Origin of the sequence: Halomonas sp. DP5N14-9, from assembly GCF_019802175.1 — a bacterium.
Classification (GTDB): domain Bacteria; phylum Pseudomonadota; class Gammaproteobacteria; order Pseudomonadales; family Halomonadaceae; genus Halomonas; species Halomonas litopenaei.
In genome coordinates, this window is the sequence record NZ_JAHVHR010000017.1 from 1 (window position 1) to 503 (window position 503).

At 70.8% G+C, this 503-nt stretch carries 1 protein-coding gene; it reads left to right on the forward strand.

Annotation, left to right across the window (positions count from 1 at the left end):
• Positions 1-503 (forward strand): aldehyde dehydrogenase family protein (locus tag KUW00_RS10385; RefSeq protein ID WP_222569011.1); only part of this gene is annotated, 503 nt, incomplete at both ends.

Sequence of the window (503 nt, forward strand, 5' to 3'; positions counted from 1 at the left end):
GGCCAGGGCCTGGTCAGCGACGCGCGGATCAAGGCGGTGGGCTTCACCGGCTCGCGCAGCGGTGGCACCGCCCTGATGAAGACCGCCCAGGCGCGTCCCGAGCCGATCCCGGTGTACGCAGAGATGAGCTCGATCAATCCGGTGTTCCTGCTGCCCGAGGCGCTCAAGGCCCGTGGCAAGGCGCTGGGCGAGGCCTTCGTCGGCTCGCTGACCATGGGGGCCGGCCAGTTCTGCACCAACCCGGGGCTGGTGATCGCGGTCAAGGGCGAGGCGCTCGACGGCTTCGTCGAGGCCGCCGCCGAAGCGGTCAAGGGTGCCGGTGCACAGACCATGCTGACGCCGGGCATCCACGACGCCTACACCCAGGGCGTCAACACCCTGGGCGGCAGCGACAAGGCCCGTGAAGTGGCGCGCGGCCCCCAGGGCGACGGACCCAACCAGTGCCAGGCCGGCCTGTTCGTGGCCAAGGCCAGCGACTTCCTCAATGATGAGGCGCTGCAGGC